This is a genomic window from Microtetraspora sp. AC03309, from assembly GCF_020826795.1.
Taxonomy (GTDB): domain Bacteria; phylum Actinomycetota; class Actinomycetes; order Streptosporangiales; family Streptosporangiaceae; genus Microtetraspora; species Microtetraspora glauca.
This window is the reverse complement of record NZ_JADDIL010000205.1, coordinates 1-1,271: the sequence shown is the minus strand read 5'-3', so window position 1 is coordinate 1,271 and position 1,271 is coordinate 1. Positions and strand designations below refer to the sequence as shown.

The window sequence follows — 1,271 nt, the reverse complement described above, 5'->3', positions numbered from 1 at the left end:
GAGGTGCCACGCCTGGTCGAGCTGGTAGGCCCCTCCCGGGGACTCGTAGTACGACCCCTTGCCGACCGCGTGAGCCAGCTTGCGCAGGTTCGGCCGGTGGTCGGCCCACGCGTGACTCGCGGCGTTGACGACGAGCCCAGCCGCCATCGCCGCGGGGCTCCAGTCCAGGCCGGGGAAGCGGATCGCGATGACGGCCAGGACGACGGCCAGGGTGGCCGTGTGCGTGAGGACGTGGCCGGCCAGCGCCAGCAGTCCCGCGCGGGTCGCGCGGCCGTGCTCGCACTGGCCCTTGGTCACGGCCTGGCCGTTGGTCTGGATCCAGTGGTCGGCGACGGAATGGGCCGCGTACAGCGTGGCCAGGACGAGCGCGAAGCGCAGAGCGTCCATCATTGGGGGGATCCTTTCTCGTTCCTCGACAGTGCGGGCGGATCGGGGCGCGTCCGGGTTGCCGCCTGGACGCGCCCTCTGCTGCTAGTGCCAGGTGATCCGGCCGTTGCCGGAGGTCTTGTAGGCGTCGCCCGTGATCGTCCGGCCGTTGACGATGGTGATCGTCTCGTCGCCGGTCGCCTCGACGACCTTTCCGGCGACGTAGTCCCCGGTCTGGGTCCGCGGGGCGGCCTTCGCCGCATCCCTCGCGGCCTTCGCAGCGGCCTGTGCAGCTCGGGCGGCGTCCTTCGCGGCCTTCATGGCGTCCCTGGCGGCCTTGTTCATGCTGGTCTCCTTGTCTGTCGATCGGTGGTTGGGCTGGTCAGGTGGTGGACTCTCCGCGCGCCCACGTCTCCCAGATGGAGGGCTCCTCGGGCAGGCGCACGGCGCGGGACTGGGCGGTGCTGCGGCTGACGTCCATCGCGGTGGCGAGCTGGCCGTGCGATCCGCCGGCCGCGTAGTGCGCGCGGATGAGGGCGGCGGTCAGGCCCTCCAGGCGAGGCTCCAGGCGGTGGACCAAGTGGGTGATGGCGGTGTCGATCTCGCTGACGGTCTCGGGGCTGGACGTGTCCCAGTCGCCGGAGCGCAGCCTGTCCAACGCCCACAGGATGGTGTCGAACCAGTCGACCATCCCGGCCGCCTCGGGGCCGAAGTGCTGGCCCTGGAGGCTGATCACCACGGCCGGCGCCTCGGGGCCGGTCTCGATGAAGCGGATGTCGGGTCTGGTCATCCTTCCCTCCCTGTACTCAAGTGCGTACGGCTTGCTTGTCTTCATGGTGTACGCACTTGAGTACAGGGTGGGAGGAAGGATCACCAGAGCCGTCCTCCGCTTCAACGAGACCGGC

The 1,271-nt window shown here is 70.2% G+C and carries 3 protein-coding genes; all 3 read right to left on the bottom strand.

The window, feature by feature from the left end; genetic code table 11:
- Window positions 1–390: DUF3307 domain-containing protein (locus IMZ11_RS42330; protein ID WP_228649180.1), on the bottom strand; the 390-nt coding region annotated here is incomplete at its 3' end.
- An 81-nt stretch (window positions 391–471) separates the two neighbouring features.
- Window positions 472–711 (bottom strand): hypothetical protein, encoded by a 240-nt coding sequence (locus tag IMZ11_RS42325; protein ID WP_228649178.1) that lies wholly within the window; start codon window positions 709–711, stop codon window positions 472–474.
- Window positions 712–748: 37 nt separating this feature from the next.
- Window positions 749–1,156, bottom strand: coding sequence for a hypothetical protein (locus tag IMZ11_RS42320; RefSeq protein ID WP_228649176.1), 408 nt, complete (start codon window positions 1,154–1,156; stop codon window positions 749–751).
- Window positions 1,157–1,271: the final 115 nt, after the last annotated feature.

What these genes read in the sequence shown, in the direction of transcription:
- IMZ11_RS42325 (WP_228649178.1), bottom strand. Translation starts at nt 711, where the DNA reads ATGAACAAGGCCGCCAGGGACGCCATGAAGGCCGCGAAGGACGCCGCC.
- IMZ11_RS42320 (WP_228649176.1), bottom strand. Translation starts at nt 1,156, where the DNA reads ATGACCAGACCCGACATCCGCTTCATCGAGACCGGCCCCGAGGCGCCG.